The organism is Nocardioides humilatus (assembly GCF_008373755.1).
Lineage (GTDB): Bacteria > Actinomycetota > Actinomycetes > Propionibacteriales > Nocardioidaceae > Nocardioides > Nocardioides humilatus.
On the sequence record NZ_VUJV01000003.1, the window covers coordinates 270892 to 286959 of the forward strand.

The 16068-nt window shown below is 69.3% G+C and carries 15 protein-coding genes; 10 read left to right on the plus strand and 5 right to left on the minus strand.

The features are described from left to right. Nucleotides 1–69 precede the first annotated feature (69 nt). The 3 genes from F0U44_RS09145 to F0U44_RS09155 all read left to right on the plus strand — a co-directional run bounded on the left by F0U44_RS09145 (nucleotide 70) and on the right by F0U44_RS09155 (nucleotide 2893). Nucleotides 70–582 carry a SigE family RNA polymerase sigma factor gene (locus tag F0U44_RS09145; RefSeq protein ID WP_149727994.1) on the plus strand — a complete coding sequence of 171 codons (513 nt, stop codon included), beginning with the start codon at nucleotides 70–72 and terminating at the stop codon, nucleotides 580–582. Beyond that, entirely contained in the window at nucleotides 575–1792 is a 1218-nt protein-coding gene (locus F0U44_RS09150) for a YncE family protein (protein WP_149727995.1), read from the plus strand. The genes F0U44_RS09145 and F0U44_RS09150 overlap by 8 nt, the downstream gene beginning before the upstream one ends. 132 nt (nucleotides 1793–1924) lie before the next feature. After that, entirely contained in the window at nucleotides 1925–2893 is a 969-nt protein-coding gene (locus F0U44_RS09155) for an esterase/lipase family protein (RefSeq protein ID WP_149727996.1), read from the plus strand. A gap of 25 nt (nucleotides 2894–2918) precedes the next feature. Here the strand turns inward: F0U44_RS09155 and F0U44_RS09160 are convergent, their stop codons facing one another. Next, a complete protein-coding gene (locus F0U44_RS09160) occupies nucleotides 2919–3596 on the minus strand; it encodes a hypothetical protein (protein WP_149727997.1) in 678 nt (225 codons plus the stop codon). 58 nt (nucleotides 3597–3654) lie between these two features. Beyond that, on the minus strand, nucleotides 3655–4683 hold the full coding sequence (locus tag F0U44_RS09165) for a prolyl oligopeptidase family serine peptidase (RefSeq protein WP_223163633.1): 1029 nt from the start codon (nucleotides 4681–4683) through the stop codon (nucleotides 3655–3657). A gap of 104 nt (nucleotides 4684–4787) precedes the next feature. Between F0U44_RS09165 and F0U44_RS09170 the strand changes: the two genes are divergently transcribed. From F0U44_RS09170 to F0U44_RS09185, 4 genes are all read left to right on the plus strand, one after another. Beyond that, nucleotides 4788–5144, plus strand: a complete 357-nt coding sequence (locus tag F0U44_RS09170; RefSeq protein ID WP_149727998.1) for a YciI family protein — start codon at nucleotides 4788–4790, stop codon at nucleotides 5142–5144. An 18-nt stretch (nucleotides 5145–5162) separates the two neighbouring features. Beyond that, complete coding sequence (locus tag F0U44_RS09175) at nucleotides 5163–6413, plus strand: RNA polymerase sigma factor (protein WP_149727999.1); 1251 nt, start codon at nucleotides 5163–5165, stop codon at nucleotides 6411–6413. 67 nt (nucleotides 6414–6480) lie between these two features. Next, the gene (locus tag F0U44_RS09180; protein WP_149728000.1) at nucleotides 6481–6981 is read left to right on the plus strand and encodes a SigE family RNA polymerase sigma factor; all 501 of its coding nucleotides are present in this window, start codon (nucleotides 6481–6483) and stop codon (nucleotides 6979–6981) included. Between the two features lies 1 nt (nucleotide 6982). Beyond that, a complete protein-coding gene (locus F0U44_RS09185; protein WP_149728001.1) occupies nucleotides 6983–8176 on the plus strand; it encodes a PASTA domain-containing protein in 1194 nt (397 codons plus the stop codon). A gap of 19 nt (nucleotides 8177–8195) precedes the next feature. On the opposite strand, the gene F0U44_RS09190 is transcribed toward F0U44_RS09185, so the two are convergent. From F0U44_RS09190 to ligA, 3 genes are all read right to left on the minus strand, one after another. Beyond that, the gene (locus F0U44_RS09190; protein WP_149728002.1) at nucleotides 8196–9683 is read right to left on the minus strand and encodes an Ig-like domain-containing protein; all 1488 of its coding nucleotides are present in this window, start codon (nucleotides 9681–9683) and stop codon (nucleotides 8196–8198) included. An 11-nt stretch (nucleotides 9684–9694) separates the two neighbouring features. Then, a complete protein-coding gene (locus F0U44_RS09195) occupies nucleotides 9695–10747 on the minus strand; it encodes a right-handed parallel beta-helix repeat-containing protein (RefSeq protein ID WP_149728003.1) in 1053 nt (350 codons plus the stop codon). 94 nt (nucleotides 10748–10841) lie between these two features. Further along, entirely contained in the window at nucleotides 10842–12962 is a 2121-nt protein-coding gene (gene ligA, locus F0U44_RS09200) for an NAD-dependent DNA ligase LigA (RefSeq protein WP_438616484.1), read from the minus strand. A gap of 83 nt (nucleotides 12963–13045) precedes the next feature. On the opposite strand from ligA, the gene F0U44_RS09205 reads away from it, so the two are divergent. The 3 genes from F0U44_RS09205 (at nucleotide 13046) to F0U44_RS09215 (ending at nucleotide 16065) form a co-directional block, all read left to right on the plus strand. Next, entirely contained in the window at nucleotides 13046–13669 is a 624-nt protein-coding gene (locus F0U44_RS09205) for an alpha/beta hydrolase (RefSeq protein ID WP_188113403.1), read from the plus strand. 79 nt (nucleotides 13670–13748) lie between these two features. Next, on the plus strand, nucleotides 13749–14354 hold the full coding sequence (locus F0U44_RS09210; protein ID WP_149728006.1) for a TetR/AcrR family transcriptional regulator: 606 nt from the start codon (nucleotides 13749–13751) through the stop codon (nucleotides 14352–14354). A 31-nt stretch (nucleotides 14355–14385) separates the two neighbouring features. Then, nucleotides 14386–16065 carry an MFS transporter gene (locus tag F0U44_RS09215; RefSeq protein ID WP_149728007.1) on the plus strand — a complete coding sequence of 560 codons (1680 nt, stop codon included), beginning with the start codon at nucleotides 14386–14388 and terminating at the stop codon, nucleotides 16063–16065. The last annotated feature ends 3 nt before the right edge of the window (nucleotides 16066–16068 follow it).

Below are 16068 nucleotides of genomic sequence, written 5' to 3' on the forward strand. Positions count from 1 at the left end.
AGGCACACGCCCAACCGATCGGCCCGCTCACGACATCTGTCATGGTGACCAACAAGGAAGGGTGAGTGGATGAGTCGACCACCGACCGACGAGGAGTTCGCCGAGCTGGTGCACGCCTGCTGGGCGAGCCTCTATCGCACGGCCTACTTGATGCTCGGCGACCGCGCCGACGCGGAGGACCTCGTGCAGACGGCCCTGGCGAAGACCTACGCCAACTGGCGCAAGGTGCAGAACGTCGATGCCGCCCCCGGCTACGCGCGGACGACGCTCGTCAACACCGCGGCGTCGTGGTTCCGCAAGAAGGGCTGGCGCAACGAGCGCCCGACCGAGGTGCTCCCCGAGGGCATGCACGAGACCGACCTCAGCGATCGCCGGACCGTGATCGACGCGCTCGGCACGTTGCCGCCGCGACAGCGCGCGGTGGTCGTGCTTCGTTACTACGAGGACCTCAGCGTCGCGCAGGTGGCCCACGCCCTCGGCATCACCGAGGGCACCGTGAAATCCCAGACTTCCGAAGCGCTGTCCAAGCTCCGCGCCCTGCTCGGCGACAGCGTGATCCCCACAGGAGCCAACCATGACTGAGCGACTCTCCCAACTGCTTGCCGGCGAGGCCGACGGGCTCGACGTACCTCCTCCCGCCCCGGCCGCTGTGCTCCGCCAAGGCCGTGGCCTTCGCCGTCGCAACCGGATGGTGATCGGCGCGTGCAGTGTCGCGGCCGTCCTGGTCATCGGCGGCGGCGTCGCCGCCCTGTCCGGCAGCGACGGCTCGACCGCCGCACCTGACCCGGCCTCCACCCCTCCGAGCACCAACGCGGTGTTCGCCTACGGCAACCAGGTCTTCTACGACGGGCCAGGCCACAGCGCTTCCGTCGAGGACAAGGCCGTGAAGTCGCTCTTCTTCACCTCCGCAGGCGTCGTCGTGCGGGCCGGCGACAACGCCTGGAGCGACGGCGGCGGCGAGCAGCGGTTCTCGCTGATCACCCCCGGCGGCGCGGTGAACCGGCTCGGGCTGGTCACCGAGGAGACCGTGCACGCGAGCGACCCGGGCCAGCCTTACGTCGCCTACGGCGAGGCGGTCGACGGCCAGCTCCAGGTCGTGGTCTACGACGCTGTGGCCGATCAGGAAGCTGCGCGCATCACCGTCGGCCCGACCAAGGACAACTGGTTCCCGCTTTCGATCGACGGCGACACGGTCTACATCCAGAACGGCTACGACGGCGGTGCCTTCGCGGTCGACTGGCGCGACGGCTCGGTCGAGCCGTGGGACCAGAGCAGCGTCTGGGAGATCGCGGGCGGCCATGCTGCCGTCACGGTCGACGGCGCGCCGACCGTGATCGACACGGCGAGCGGCGAGGAGCTGCTCAGCGTCGATGGCGCTGGCTACTTCGACCTCTCCCCCGACGGCCGCTATGCCCAGCTCGTCGACGAGGAGTCCGGGAAGTCCAAGGTCTACGACGTCGCGAGCGGATCATCGACCGCGCTCGAGGGCCAGCCTTACGACTGGGGTTGGACGGCCGACGGCCAGGTGTTCAAGGTTGGGAAGTCCGACGTGACGACCTGCAACCCTGCCACCGGCGCGTGCACGACGGCGCCGTACGCGAAGCCGACCCTGCCGGACCCGGGCCCGGTCACCGAGACCTTCAGCGAGCCGGCGTGCGCCGACCTCAACTGCGGCCCGGACTACTACGACAACTGCTACGACCACCCCGACCAGTGCGAGTGGGTGAGCTCGACATCAGTCACCGACAACTCGCCCGAGCTGCGACTGGCCGGACGCGCCTACGAGTCCTGACCCAGCCGTACCGCTGATACGTGGGCCCCGCCTTCTCGGGCGGGGCCCACGTATCAGGACAATTGACCCGGTCTATTGACCTACACTTCGGTCGACCTCTACCTTGCGAGGGCTCCCTCCGAGAGGTCCTCCATGCACCACCCCGGCGCGCTCCCCCGCCTCCTCGCCCTCGCGACCGCCGCGGTCGCCCTGGCAGTCCCTTCCGCGTCGGCTGAGGTCAGGCCGCCGTATGACGTCCCGGCCGATGACCTCGCCGCCGCCGTGCAGTGCGACGGACACGTCAGGACGTCGCAACGGATCCCGGTGCTCCTCGTCCACGGCACGGGAGTCACCGCTGAGGAGAACTGGGGCGTCGGCTACCGCCAGTCGTTGCTCGCTCGCGGCCACGCGGTGTGCACCGTCGACGTCCCCGACTACGCCTACGGCGACGTGCAGACCAACGTGCAGTACGTCGCCTTCGCGATCCGTCGCGTCGAGCACCGTGCCGGACGGAAGATCTCGGTGGTTGGCCACAGCCAGGGCGCCTTCCTGCCGCTGTTCGCGCTGCGGGTGTGGCCGCGTCTGGCCGCCGGGATCGAGGACTTCGTCGGCATCGCCGGCGTCTACGACTCCGGCTCCGACGCGATCACGGCTGAGTGCGCGTCGGGCGTCGGCTGCGTGCCGTCGTTCCAGCAGATGGCCAGCGGCTCGAACCTCCTCGAGCATCTCGCCCGGCGGGAGCTGCCCGTCGGACCGTCGTACTCCACGATCGGCACGGACGCCGACGCGACCGTCACTCCTCAGCCGGCGGCCAACCAGCAGCCCGGGGCGCACAGCGTGCAGATCCAGGATGTGTGCCCGGGCCGCCACATGCCCGTGCCGATGGACCACGTCTTGATGGCCGGCGACGCCGTCATGCACGCCTTGGTCCTCGACGCGCTCGACCACCGCGGTCCGGCAAGGGTCCGCCGGGTCGATCCCGCGACCTGCTCGCGGCTCTTCTTCCGCGGAGTCGACGTGCCGGGGTTCCTCCTGGAAGCACCTCAGATCGCGCTGCGCAGCGGAGATCCCGTCACCAGCGAACCTCCGCTCCGGCGCTGGATGCGCCGCGCGACGAGCTGACCCCGAGCGGCCCTACCGACGAGGCTCAGCGGTGGACGGTGGCCGTGACCTGGATGTGGCAGTCGTTCGTCGCCACGCGGTGAACGGAGAAGACCTCGATCGCCACAAACTTGGGGCCCCCGACCTGCACGTGGAAGACGAGGTGTTCGCCAGCGGGCGCCGCGAGGTGGTTCCACACTTCCCCGTTGGCGGACATCTGCTGATAGCCGGCGTTCTCCGATCCGTTGTCGACGAAGACGTTGATCGCCTGGTCCATGTTGTTCTCGAAGACGATGCGGCCGTTCTGCGCAAGGTCCCCCGGGCATTCGTAACCGACGGTCACGGCAGGGTCGGCCGTCTCGAGGACCGGGTACCAGTAGGTGCTGGGTGACGGCAGCGCCAACGCGCCCATGTCGAAAGCGCCCGGACCTGCGACGAAGCCGCTGCTGTCGAGTCCGTCGAGCAGGTCGGCGTTCGGCACCTTCGCGAGGGTGCCCTCCTGGATGTCGGCGCCCGTCAGCGTGTTGGTGCGGATGTCGATCCCACTCAGCCCGCCGTTCAGGGTCGTCTCGTCGCTGATGTCGATGCTGCGCAGCGAGTTGTCGATCACCTCCGCGCTGCCGATCGTCGCGGCGGCATAGGCGGTGCCGCTGGTGGCCACCACCAGCGCCAGGTAACCAATCGCGTTGCCGGCCAGATGCCGACCGATCGTGTTGATGAGCATGCGCCTACTCCCTTGGTTGCTCGCCACCATCACACGGCGGGACGGAAAGTAAAGGCGTTCAGCGCAATTGGTCCTCCACGAATCTTCCGCTCCGCTTCATCGACTCCTCGAAGGAGTCGATGAAGTCGTGACCCTCGCCGGGATAGACGGCGAGGGTGACGTCCTTCCCGGCAGCGCGCAGCGCGCGGACGGTCTCGCGGCTCCAGGCGATCGGGCAGGTCTCGTCGGCGGTGCCGTGGTTGATCAGCAGCGGCTCGGTGATCCGGTCGACGTAGGTGCGCGAGCTGACGCCCCTCCAGAATTCCGGGTTGTCGCGGGGGGAGCCGTAGATCATGTCGATCCCGGCACGCAGGTCCGCGCGTTCCGGCCCGGACAGGAAGTGCCGGTAGATGTCGGAGACGTCGGAGCTGACCGGCGCCCAGACCACAGCCGCGTCCGTGAGGCCGGGGACCGCGACGAGGGCGTTGAGCACCACGCCCCCGCCCAGCGACCGCCCGGCGAGCGCGACCCGGTCGTCGTCGACCGGTCCGTCCCAGGCACGCAGAGCGAGCACCGCGTTGATCACGTCGGTCGTGTAGCCGATGCTCAGGTCGGCGCCGGGGATGCCCTCGCTGTCAGAGCTCCCGTAGTTGCGGTAGTCGACGTGCAGGGCGACATAGCCGTGGTCGGCGAACCACGTGCGCTCGCGGGTCATCCCCTGACCGATCACGTAGTCGTCGGGATCGATGTAGCCGTGCGCGAGCACGACCGCGGGGAACGGCCCCTCCCCCTCCGGTATCGCGATCCGCCCGGAGATGGTGAGTCCGTCGCCGCGGTAGGTGACGTCGTACTGGCGCTGGGTCGGCGTGCGCTCGACGAGCTTGCCGATGCGCAGCCGGCTGCCGTCGTAGTCCTTGTCGAAGAGGGCGGGCAGGGAGACCGCGTCGGGTTCCTCGACGGGCGCCACCGACGAGCCGGACGGCGTCCCCGACGTCGCCTCGGTCGGCGCCGGCGACGGGTTGGGACTGGCCTCCGACGGCTCGGACCCGGGCTGCGTGCAGCCGCTCAGGATGCAGGCAGCCACCACCGCCGAGACGAACCGCTTCACGCCCCCAGTCTGCAGGTCGCAAAGAATTTTCCCGGAGGCTGTCGATTTCACTGGTCGAGCGGCGACGGAGGGGTGAAGGATCCACCCCACCGAAAGGACTCGAGATGAAGTACGTGCTGATGTTCACCAGCGACCCCGCCCAGCTCGCCAGCGTGAGCGAGGAGGACGCCCAGGCCGTCTACGGAAAGATCTACGCCTGTTTCCAGGAGAACGGCGCCGTCATCACCGACTCCGGCGCCGAGCTCCAGCCGATCGACACCGCGACGACGGTCAAGCACGGCGGCGTGGTCGTCGACGGACCGTTCAACGAGGCCAAGGAGGTCGTCGGCGGCTTCAGCGTGATCGACGTGCCTGACATGGACGCCGCGATCGCGCTCGCCAAGACCTGGCCGCACCTGGAGTTCCCCGGCGTCGCGGTCGAGATCCGGCCGATGGTCGAGGACTACAGCCAGTTCGAGTGACCACTCGATGACCGCCCCATGACCACCAGCGACGGTCTGCTGGCCGCGACGATCCGCGAGGAGTCGGGCCGGCTGGTCACCGCCCTGTACCGCCGCTTCGGCGACTTCGACGTCGCCGAGGAGGCGGTGCAGGGCGCGGTCGCCGAGGCGCTGGTGGCCTGGCGGCGCGACGGGGAGCCGCGCAATCCGGCCGCCTGGCTCACGACCGCTGCCCAACGCAACGCGCTGGACCTGCTCAGGTCCTCCGGACGCCGCGCTCGTACGGCGGAACGCCTCGCCGCCGGCAGTGACGATGTCGCTCCCGGGGCTGACGAAGTCGCCGCCATCGATCCCGACGACCGGCTCCCCCTGCTCTTCGCCTGCTGCCACCCTGCCCTCGCGCCCGAAGCCCGCCTCGCCCTGACTCTCCGCGCCGTCATCGGTCTCACCACGCCGCAGATCGCCCGCGCCTTCCTAGTCAACGAGCAGACGCTCGCGCAACGGATCGTGCGGGCCAAGCGGAAGATCGTCGCCACCGGCATCGAGCTCAAGGTGCCCGAGGAGATCCACGACCTCGACGCGAGGCTGACCGATGTGCTGGCTGTCATCTACCTCGCTTACAACGAGGCCTTCGTCGCCTCGACCGGCAGCACCCACGACCGCGACCTCGGTGCCGACGCCGTCTGGCTGGCCGAGGTCGTCGCGCGCAGCCTCCCCGACCAGGCGGAGGCGTGGGGGCTGGCCGCTCTGCTCCGCATCCAGCACGGGCGCGCCGCCGCGCGCTTCACCCCGACCGGCGACCTCGTGCTGCTCCGCGACCAGGACCGGTCGCTGTGGGACGCGAGTGCTTTCAAGCAGGCCGGGGAGCACCTCGCCCGGGCCGCCTCACTGCACTCCCCCGGCCGGCTCCAGCTCCAGGCGGCGATCGCGATGTGTCATGCCGAGGCGGCGTCGTGGGCCGACACCGACTGGCTCCAGATCGTCACGCTCTACGGCTTCCTGATCCGCGAGGACGCCTCGCCCGTCGTACGTCTCAACGGCGCGATCGCCCTCGCCCAGTTCGGCCCGGAGCAGACCGAGATCGCGCTGCGCGACATCGATCGGCTGGCCGACGAGCTGGCCGGCTACCACCTCTGGCACGCGACGCGGGCCGAGCTGCTCCGGATGCTCGGCCGCGACGACGACGCCGCGGCCGCCGACACGCGGGCGCTCGAGCTCACCACCAACGACGCCGAGCGCCGCCTCATCCAGACCCGGCTCCGCAAGCACCCACTCACCGACGGCTCGTAGAAGCCTCGGGAACCCGACCGCCCCGCCATCTCGTCGGTCAGGATGAGGGGCCCTTCGGAGGTGTGCATTGGACGACGCGGAGTACGACGACTACGTGCTCGCGCGGTGGCCTGCCCTCGTCCGCTCAGCAGTCGGGTTGGGTTGCGATCCGGAGGAGGCACGCGACCTCGCCCAGACCACCTTGCTGCGCTGCTACCTCGCTTGGCGGAAGGTACGCAAAGCACGTGATCGGGACGCGTACGTCTACCGGATCCTCCTCAACTGCTTCCGCGACAGCCGCCGTCGGCAGTGGTGGGGCGAGGTGCCGACCGACGCCCTGCCGGATCGCCCTGCCGCCGGCGACGCGACGGTGGATGCGGACCTCGCCGACGCCGTACGGCGCGCCCTCGCCGATCTCGACGACGGCCAGCGGGCGGTCGTGGTGCTGCGCTACTTCGCGCATCTCAGCGAGGCCCAGACGGCCGCCGTGCTCGGCATCGCCCCCGGCACGGTCAAGAGCCGCCTCTCCCGGGCCCTCGCCCGTCTCGCCACCCACCCCCAGTTGTCCGACCCGGTCGAAGGAGCCTGACATGACCGAGCCCCGCGTCCTGCCCGACGTCATCGAGCGTTTCCTCGACACGCCTGTCGCCACCCCGGCCCTTGCCGAACTGCGCGCCGCTGGCGCGGTCGCCGTACGACGTCGGAGGCGGCGCATGCTCTCCGGCACCGCTCTCGCCGTCGCCCTGATCGTCGGGGGCGTTGCTGTGGGTCACCAGGTCTTGAGCAGCGACGGCGACCGAGCGGACGACCCGGTGCCACCGCCGGCCGACAGCACGTTGGAACCGCCGCCGGGGATGCGGTGGGCGGGGACCGGGCGTGTGGTCGTCGCGGTGCCGTCCGGCTGGAAGGACCTCCAGGCCGAACCGTGCCGACCGGCTGTCCCCGCGGTCTACTTCCTGAGCACCGAGGGCCGTCACTGCAGCCTTGCGCTGCCCGCGTCGTCACTTCTGATCAGTGACCACCCACTGGCAATCCCCAGCGACCACGAGGCGGTGGACGGACAGGTCGACGGCTACGACGTGGTGGTCGACAGCGAGCTCTGCGCCCAGCCGAGGGTGATGACCTGCTCACTCGACATCTCCGTCCCGGACCTCGGCGCCTACTTCCGGATCACGATCCACGGCACCGAGGCAGAGCAACAGGATCTGGTCGCCGTCCGGCAGTCCCTCACCGTGCTGCCCGATAGCCAGGCGGCGGTCCCCTTGGTCAAGAGCTGGCACCGCAGCGACGTCGAGGACGCCGTCGCGGCGATGCAGGCGCTCGGTCTGGAGCCCACCGTCGAGGACGGGTGTCACGACGCCGGCCTGTGCGATCTGGCCGTGTGGACCGATCCTCCGGCGGGACGGGTGGTCGCAGCGGGCACGCCCGTCACGATCTTCGTCGTCGGTTGGGGCGACGGTCCAGATCCCTACCCACTCGACCAGCTGACGTGCGACAACCCCTACCAGCGTTCGAGCGGCACGATCGACGTCATCGCTCCCCGGTCGCCGAAGGAGGCCCGCGAGCAGGACTGGCCGTCCGACCCCATGGCCGCGGTCGAAGGCGTGCCCGACGCGCCGCTGTGGCGGCACCTCGGGATCGCGGACCTCACCCTCCTCGACGCATGGGACGACGGCCTGGCCAGTGTCTCGGCACAGGACGCCGATGGCCGTACGGTCCTCATCATGCGCGTGGAGGAGTTGGTCGAGGGCGCCTGGGCGATGACAGGGACCGAGACCTGCTGACCAAGGCCAGCGCTTCAGGTCATGGGCAGATGAGGTAGTCGAACCCGACGTCGGAGCTGGCGCCGGTCGGTGTGCCGAGGACGTCGATCCGGACGGAGTGTTGAGCATCGGGCAGAGGCGCCGAATCGAAGAGCAGCTGCTTGTGGACGATCGCGGCGCCATGCAGGTCGACGGTCGCCTTCGCGACACCGTCGACGTAGACCGTCACCTTGCCCGAGGTCGGCGTCTTCGTGCCGTAGATCCTCAGATCGGTGCCGCGGCAGATCACCTTGTACGACGGCCGGGTACTCGTGTCACCAGTGGTGGCGTGCCACCCGATGTCCAGCGACCCACCATAGGTACCGGCCGTGGCGACCCGGGCGAAGTAGCCGCGCACCTTCACGCTGTTCTCCTCGAACGTCATGGCACCGGCCTGGAACGCATCGACGTTGACCCAGGTCCCCGTCGAGGCGGCCGGTTTCGTGCCAGTGACCCGAACCTCGAGAGTGTGCGCACCGCCTGCCAGGCCGGTCTTGGTGAAGACCGACACCTGCCACTGCGTCGTGGCCGCGTAGAAGTTCGCCGTCCCCGCGCTGACCCCGTCGACGAACACGGTCGCGTAGCCACCGTTCGGCATCCGCGTGCCCTTCACGACCACGCTGGTGCCGGTGAACGGCAGCACCAGCTTGTAGCCGGCCTTGTTCGCCGCCGAGTAGAAGCCACCCGACGCCGCCGCGTTGGCGTCACGGTCCCAGGTATCGATCAGAGCCGGCGACTTGTCATCCACCACCGTCGAGGTCCGCCGCACCCAGGAGGTCGGCGCGACCGGGTTGCCCGCAGGATCGGTGATCCCGGCCAACAGCCGAGCGGTGTACCGCTCGCCGGGAACCAGCGGCACCTTCGGGGTGAACGTCGCCGTCGTCGCGGTCTTGGTCACCGTGCCCGCCACCAGCGTCGCACCCGCGCTCACTGTGAACGTGCTCGCCGACACCCCGACCACCGGCTCGGAGAACGTCGCCGTGAACGTCGTGGTGATCGCCGCACCAGCGCTCGGCGTCATCGCCACCACCGTCGGCGCCACCACGTCTCCGGCCCGCTCCAGCGCCCCCATGTCCACGGTGCCCCCGTTGATCCGAGGGAACCCCCTGGCGTCCGTCGTCACACCCGCCGGCACGCTCGCGTTGTCACCCGCGTTGATCGCCGGCGAACCCGAATCAAGCGATAGTTCTCCGCCCTGCGACGGAGCCGGCGGCACTGGCGTCACGAACTTCGGATCCACATCCAGGTTCCCCACGCCCGGCAACCCACCCTGCACGATGCTGTGCTGCGTGTCCGACGCGCCTGCAGGCCCCGAGTAGGACACCCCGTTGGCCCACAGGATGCTGTTGCGGATGGTCGGATGGAGCCCCACGCTCTTGAGGCCACCCGTGTCCGGTGCGGAGTTGCCGGACACGGTCAGGTTGACGAGCGTCGCGATGGAGCTGTTGAACACCCCGCCGGCCTGGCTGGAGGCTGTGTTGCCGGACACGACGACGTCGGTCAGATGCGGACTACCGATCCTGGCGACAATCCCGCCACCGATACCGACCAGTGGGGGCCGTTCTGGGCGACGTTGCCGGTGACGAACACGTTGGCGATGTTCATCTGATGGGTGTTGGAACCGTCTCTGAGGTAGATACCGCCCCCGTAGCCTCCGGCGGTGTTGCCGGAGACTCCGCTGTTCCGCAGGTCGAGGTCGCCGAGGACGTACAGCCCGCCGCCGCCACCCTCACCGAAGTCAATCGGCCCGGCCCCATCGGCCTCGTTGCCGGTGATGGTGGAGCTGTCAATGGCCAGGGTCGACAGGGAGTAGATCCCGCCGCCTTGCCAGCTTGCGACGTTATCGGTGACCTCTACGCCGTCGAGGACGGCGTGGTGGGCCCACATCCCACCACCCTGCTCGGCGGCGAAGTTGTTGGAGATGGTGACGTCGGTGAGGGTCGGGGTGCCGTTCAGCACGTACATGCCGCCGCCGTAGTGAGCCGTGTTCTGTGTGATCACGAGGTGGGAGAGCTGCGGGTTCCCGCCGTCGAGGTACATCCCAGCGCCGTAGTTGTAGGACAGGCCTCCTGAGTTGGCGTAACCGTTCTTGATGGTGAACCCGTCGAGGACGCTGCCGTTGGCGTTGTAGGTCTCCACGACATGGCTCGCGTTATCGGTGTCGACTCCTGGGTCCCCGATGTTCCCGTCGAGGATGGTCGGGTTGGCCAGCCAGTTGCGCTGCGACAGATCGGTCTCCGTGCCGTCGAAGCCCCCGTAGATCTCGACACCGCCCCACAGGTTGAAGTAGCGGATCCCTCCAGCGAGGATGTACGGCTTGTAGGTGCCGGCCTTCACCCACAGCTGCTGGCCGGCGACCGCATAAAATGCCGCGGGCAACAGGTCCTTGGCGTTCGCCCAGCTCGACCCGTCCTGGGTGCCCGCACCACCGGGCACCACGTAGACCACGGTGACCGCGGCCTTCGCGGGCGGCGTGGGAGCGAGCGGACCTACGAGAACGGCGGTCGCGATGACTATGGCGACGGACAGCCGCCCCATGATCGAACTGCGCATCGGGAACTCCTGTTGGCCGAGAACCCCCAGTGCAGGCACTGTAAGTCGGGGACAACGGGCCGCCGCAGCAGAACGCCGAAAAGTTTTCTTTAGGTCAGCTGACCGCGGCGGGCCCGCCCGCCAGCAACGCCGTGAAGCCGTCCTCATCGAGGATCGGGAGCCCGAGCTGCTCGGCCTTGTCGGCCTTGGAGCCGGCGTTGGCGCCGATGACCACGTAGTCGGTGTTCTTGGAGACCGAGCCGGCGGCCTTCCCGCCGCGACTGATGATCGCCTCCTTGGCCGAGTCGCGGCTGAAGCCGTCGAGCGAGCCGGTGACGACGATAGTGAGGCCCTCGAGGGTGCGGGCGACGGACTCGTCGCGCTCGTCGGCCATCTGCACCCCGGCGGCCGTCCACTTGTCGACGATCTCGACGTGCCAGTCCTCGGTGAACCACTCGATGACCGCCTCGGCGATGGTCGGCCCGACGCCCTCGGCCGCGGCGAGCTGCTCCTCGGTCGCCGCGCGGATCGCCTTCATGGAGCCGAACTCGGTCGCCAGCGCGCGGGCGGCGGTGGGTCCGACGTGGCGGATCGAGAGCGCCACGAGCACCCGCCAGAGCGGGACCGCCTTGCGCGTCTGGAGGTTGGCCAACAAGCCGATGCCGTTGGCGCTCAGTTGGAGCCCCTCCTCGCCCTTCTTGGGCGCGCGGGTGAAGAGCGCGGTGCGCAGGAGCTTGGCCTCGTCGAGGTCGAAGACATCGCCCTCGTTGTCGACGACGCCGCCTTCGACCAACGCGTAGGCGGCCTCCGAGCCGAGCCCCTCGATGTCGAAGGCACCCCGGCTGGCGACGTGGTAGACCCGCTCGAGCACCTGCGCGCGGCACGAGCGGTGGTTGGGGCAGCGGAGGTCCTTGTCGCCCTCCTTCTGCTCGACCAGCGTGGTGCCGCAACTGGGGCACTCAGTGGGCATCTCCCACTCGGGCAGGCCCTCGGGTCGCAGCGCGAGCACCGGACCGAGGATCTCGGGGATCACGTCACCCGCCTTGCGCAAGATGATCGTGTCGCCCGGACGGACGTCCTTGCGCTTGACCTCGTAGCCGTTGTGCAGGGTGGCGCGCTCCACGGTCGACCCGGCGACCTTGGTGGGCTCCATGACGCCGTACGGCGTCACGCGCCCGGTGCGGCCGGTGTTGACCCGGATCTCGAGGAGCTTGGTGTTGACCTCTTCAGGTGGGTACTTGTAGGCGATCGCCCACCGCGGCGCCCGGCTCGTGGAGCCGAGACGGCGCTGCAGCGCGACGTCGTCGACCTTGATGACCACGCCGTCGATGTCGTGCTCAGTGACGTCGTGGCGGTGCTCGCCGTAGCGGGCCACGAACTCCTTGACCTCGGCCAACGTCGCCAGCACTCGCACCCGCTCGCTCGTCGGCAGCCCCCACGCGCGCAGGGCCTGGTAGGCATCGGACTGGGCGACCGGCTCGAAACCCTCGCGGGCACCGATGCCGTGGCAGACCATGCCGAGGTCACGGCTCGCGGTGACCCGCGGGTCCTTCTGCCGCAGCGAGCCCGCGGCGGAGTTGCGCGGGTTGGCGAACATCGGCTTGCCCGCCTCGACCAGGGAGGCGTTGAGCCGGTCGAACGCGGCGACCGAGAGGAACACCTCGCCGCGCACCTCGATCAGGTCGGGCACGGGGTAGCCGTCGGTGCCGGTCAGCTGATCGGGGATCGACGTGATCGTGCGGACGTTGGGGGTGACGTCCTCGCCCGTGCGACCGTCTCCGCGGGTCAGCGCGCGGACCAGTCGACCCTTCTCGTAGAGCAGGTTGATCGCGAGACCGTCGACCTTCAGCTCGCAGAGCATCGCCGCGTCACCGGCACCGTCGCGCGCGATGCGCGCGTGCCACGCCTCGAGCTCGTCGAAGGAGAAGGCGTTGTCGAGGCTCTCCATCCGCTGGAGGTGGTCGACCGCGGTGAAGTCGGTCGAGACCGCTCCCCCGACTTTCTGGGTCGGGCTGTCCGGCGTACGGAGCTCGGGGAACTCCTCCTCGATCGCCTCGAGCCGTCGCAGTCGGACATCGAAGTCGGCGTCGGACAGCGTCGGGTCGTCGAGCACGTAGTAGCGCCAGCGCGCGTCCTCGATCTCCTCGGCCAGTCGCCGGTGCTCGTCGCGGGCTGTGTCGGTGGGGCTGGCCACGCTCGGGTCGGGCGGGGTCACCGAGTCGCTCATGGAGGACATCTTGCCGTCCCCCACCGACAGCTCCGCGACGACCCATCCGACCGGCGTTGCGCTACGAACGACACGAGGAAGGCAGGTGGGAAGTGGGACGACCCAGCATCGACAGGATCGACAACGGCGGGCCGACCCGGGCCGCCGTACTCGTGCTGCACGGAGGCACGCAGAGGTCGGCCTCTCCCGTGCACCGCGGCAACCTCTCGTGGCGGCGCGCCGCGGCACTGCAGCGCGCACTGGCCGCGCGCATCGGCTCAGAGGGCATTGACGTCTGGCTGCTCCGCTACGGCCAGCGCGGCTGGAACAACCTCGATGACCCCGCGCCCGTCCCCGACGCCCGGTGGGCGCTCACCCAGATGAAGCAGTACGCCGACGTGCCGATCGCCCTCGTCGGCCACTCGATGGGCGCCCGCACGGGAGCGCGGATCGCCGATGACTCCTTGGTGCGCGGCCTGGTCGCCCTGGCGCCGTGGTTTCCGCCCGGCGAGCCGGTGAGCGGGCTGAAGGAGAAGGACCTCGTCGTCGCTCACGGTCGACGGGACCGGATCACCTCCTACGCCGCCTCCCAGGAGTTCGTACGCCGCTGCGAGCAGGTCGCGCGGACGACGGAGTTCGTCGACCGGGGCCCGGTCGGCCACTACCTGCTGCGCGATGTGACCGCCTGGAACGACCTGGCGGCCTCGCGCGCGCTGCAGATGCTGGAACTCGACTAACAAAAGACTTGCATGAAACGAAACCGTTCCGTACTCTCTGTTGAAACGAAACCGTTCCGTTCCATTTGCGAGGTGCTCGATGTCCCCCACCCCCTCAGCTCAGACCGAAGAGGCGCCGACGCGCCCCCGCGTCGAGGGCGAGCGGGAGCAGGAGATCCTCGACTCGACGATCGACATCTTGGCCGAGGTCGGCTACGACCGGCTCACGATGGACGCGGTCGCGACGCGAGCCAAGGCGTCGAAGGCGACGCTCTACCGCCGGTGGAACAGCAAGGCCCAGCTCGTCATCGACGCGCTGACCTCGCAGAAGGAGCACCACGACTTCCCCGACACCGGCAACCTGCGCGACGACCTGCTCGGCGCCTTCTGCGGCATGGGCGGCCTGACCGACGGGCGTCAGCTCGCGATCCTGGGCAGCGTCATCACCGCGATCGGCCGTGACGAGGAGTTCGCCGAGCGGTTCCGCCAGGACTTCATCGGCCCCAAGAAGGCGATGTCGGCTGCGATGTTCCGGCGCGCACAGGAGCGCGGCGAGATCCGTGGCGACCTCGACCTCGACCTGATCGCGGCGGCCCTCCCGGGCATCGTCCTGCACCGCGCCTTCCTCCTGGGCGACCCGCCCACCCCCGAGCTGATCGCCAAGGTGGTCGACCAGCTGATCCTTCCGGCCGTCACCCTCGGCTGATCCCGACCCCACCCATCAAGGAACCCAAGAGATGACCAACACCGAATCCCTCGACGCCGCGGGGACGATCTCCCCGGACCCGTCGACGGAGCAGCCGAGCGCTGCCAACAAGGCCGTGCCGCGCGCCGGTCTCGCCCTCGCCCTCATCCTCACCGCCCAGTTGATGGTGGTGCTCGACAGCACCATCGCCAACATCGCGCTGCCCTACATCGGCACCGACCTGGCGATCTCCCAGGCCAACCTGACCTGGATCGTCACCGGCTACGCCCTGGCGTTCGGCGGCCTGTTGCTGCTCGGCGGCCGTCTGGGTGACCTCTACGGCCGCCGCCGCCTCTTCACGATGGGTCTGGTGACCTTCGCCGTCGCGTCCCTGCTCGGCGGTTTCGCGACCAATGAGGCGATGCTGCTCGGCTCCCGGGCGCTCCAGGGAGTCGGCGCCGCGCTCGCCGCACCTGCCGCGCTGGCGCTGATCACCACGACCTTCCCGGCGGGCCCGCAGCGCAGCCGCGCGATGGCTGCCTACGCCACCATGTCCGGCGTCGGCGCCGCGATCGGCCTGATCCTCGGTGGCTACCTCACCGACCTCAACTCCGTCTTCGGCCTCGACATCGACGGCTGGCGGCTCACCTTCTTGATCAACACCCCCATCGGGCTGTTCGGCGCCGCCATGGCACCGCGGGTGCTCAAGGAGTCGGAGACCCACCGCGGTGAGCTCGACGTCCCCGGTGCGATCACCGGCACGCTCGGCCTGCTGGCGCTCGTCTTCGGCCTCTCCCGTGCCGGCGAGGAGGCCTACGGCTGGGGCAACTGGCAGACGCTCACCTCGCTGGCGGTCGGCGTCGCACTGGTCGCTGCGTTCATCACCATCGAGTCGCGAGTCGAGCACCCGCTGCTTCCGCTGCGGATCTTCCAGAACCGCACCCGGGCCACCAGCTTCATCGCGATGGCGATCGCCCCGGCCGCGATGATGGCGATGTTCTTCTACCTCAGCCAGTTCATCCAGCAGATCATGGGCTACAGCGCGCTCCACGCGGGCTTCGCGTTCCTGCCGTTCTCCTTCGGCATCGTGATCGGCGCCGCCGTGTCGTCCAACCTGGTGGGCCGCATCGACCCGCGCTTCCTCGCCGGCACCGGCACCCTGTTCGCCGCGATCTCGCTGTTCATGTTCTCGCGGATCCACGTCAACAACTCGGCGTCCGACGTGCTCAACGCAGTGGCGACCGGCAACCCGATCGGCGCCGACATCAACTACTGGGCCCACATCTTCCCGTTCGTGGTCCTGATGTCGATCGGCATGGGCCTGGTCTTCGTCCCGATGATGCAGACCGCGATGCACCACATCGCTGCTGAGGACTCCGGCATCGGCTCGGGCGTGCTCAACACGATGCAGCAGGTCGGTGGCGCCCTCGGCGTCGCGACGCTCAGCACGTTCGCTCTGCACTTCTTCAACAACACGGCCGACACGCTGGCGAAGCCGGTGGCCGAGGGCCTGACCAACGCGGGAGTCGACCCCTCCGCGACGGTCCCGGGCAGTGACGTCACGTTCCTTCAGGCAGCACTCTTCCAGGGCAGCTTCCCTGACGGAGCCGTGCACGCCTTCCTCGTCGCGTCGTGCCTGATGCTGACCGCATCCGCGGTCATCTGGTCCTTCCTCAACGTCAAGCACACCGAGCTGGCGACGGACGGACCCGAGGGCGTGCACGTGGGCTGATCG

What these genes read in the sequence shown, in the direction of transcription:
- F0U44_RS09215 (WP_149728007.1), top strand. Translation starts at nt 14,386, where the DNA reads ATGACCAACACCGAATCCCTCGACGCCGCGGGGACGATCTCCCCGGAC.
- F0U44_RS09210 (WP_149728006.1), top strand. Translation starts at nt 13,749, where the DNA reads ATGTCCCCCACCCCCTCAGCTCAGACCGAAGAGGCGCCGACGCGCCCC.
- F0U44_RS09145 (WP_149727994.1), top strand. Translation starts at nt 70, where the DNA reads ATGAGTCGACCACCGACCGACGAGGAGTTCGCCGAGCTGGTGCACGCC.
- F0U44_RS09160 (WP_149727997.1), bottom strand. Translation starts at nt 3,596, where the DNA reads ATGCTCATCAACACGATCGGTCGGCATCTGGCCGGCAACGCGATTGGT.
- F0U44_RS09185 (WP_149728001.1), top strand. Translation starts at nt 6,983, where the DNA reads ATGACCGAGCCCCGCGTCCTGCCCGACGTCATCGAGCGTTTCCTCGAC.
- F0U44_RS09150 (WP_149727995.1), top strand. Translation starts at nt 575, where the DNA reads ATGACTGAGCGACTCTCCCAACTGCTTGCCGGCGAGGCCGACGGGCTC.
- F0U44_RS09170 (WP_149727998.1), top strand. Translation starts at nt 4,788, where the DNA reads ATGAAGTACGTGCTGATGTTCACCAGCGACCCCGCCCAGCTCGCCAGC.
- F0U44_RS09195 (WP_149728003.1), bottom strand. Translation starts at nt 10,747, where the DNA reads ATGCGCAGTTCGATCATGGGGCGGCTGTCCGTCGCCATAGTCATCGCG.
- F0U44_RS09175 (WP_149727999.1), top strand. Translation starts at nt 5,163, where the DNA reads ATGACCACCAGCGACGGTCTGCTGGCCGCGACGATCCGCGAGGAGTCG.
- ligA (WP_438616484.1), bottom strand. Translation starts at nt 12,962, where the DNA reads ATGTCCTCCATGAGCGACTCGGTGACCCCGCCCGACCCGAGCGTGGCC.
- F0U44_RS09155 (WP_149727996.1), top strand. Translation starts at nt 1,925, where the DNA reads ATGCACCACCCCGGCGCGCTCCCCCGCCTCCTCGCCCTCGCGACCGCC.